Origin of the sequence: Staphylococcus sp. GDY8P57P (assembly GCF_017892585.1) — a bacterium.
Classification (GTDB): Bacteria; Bacillota; Bacilli; order Staphylococcales; family Staphylococcaceae; genus Staphylococcus; species Staphylococcus borealis.
In genome coordinates, this window is sequence record NZ_JAESLK010000091.1 from 1 (window position 1) to 809 (window position 809).

The window sequence follows — 809 nt, forward strand, 5'->3', positions numbered from 1 at the left end:
AAAACCAGAAGTTTCCCCTTGAGTGATACCAAAAAGGAGTAATCCTACTGTGAGGCCGAGCAATAAACCACCAATGAAATCAAAGTTCTTATTGCTTCCTACGGATTCTGCCGGTTTAATTGTCGGTAACGCGTAGTAGGCACCAATAACAAGCATAATGGCTAACAAAAATGTGAACCAAAACAAGGCATTCCACCCTAAATATTGACCAACCACTCCACCAAATATTGGACCAGCAGCAGTTCCAACACCAATACTTCCTGCGATAATTCCCAAAGCTCCCCCACGTTTTCCTTGTGGGAAAACCTTCGAAATTGCAATGACTGATAGAACTGGAATTGCGGACATCCCAGCACCCTGAACCATTCTTCCCAAAACCAACAATGGAAGGTTCGTGGCAATTGCACATAAAAGACTACCACTTGCCAGAATCATAATGGCAAAGATATATAGCTTTCGTAACTCAAAAAAGTCTGAGATTCGACCATAAATCGGAACTCCAATCGCAAGAACAAGTGCAATACCACTAACTATCCAAATCACTTGAGATTTCGAAGCTTCTAAATCTTTGCTTATTAGTGGAAGTACGGGATTGACAAAATCAGCCGTAATTGCACCTACAAGTACAGATAGGGAGAGTACCATCATTAAGAGCCTAGTAGAACCCCTTTTTTCAGATTGAATCATTTCTTTAGATTTACTATCCTTTTTCATTTTATTTCCTCCTAAAATATATTGTGATTTTAGGAGGCTAAATCCACTGCTTTCACCATAAACCTCACCTCATAATCATTTATATTGTAAAACCC

1 protein-coding gene is annotated in these 809 nt (G+C 39.6%); it reads right to left on the reverse strand.

The features are described from left to right. The coding region (locus KA878_RS13660) for an MFS transporter (protein ID WP_210142217.1) at positions 1–714 on the reverse strand (714 nt) is incomplete at its 3' end. Positions 715–809 lie beyond the last annotated feature (95 nt).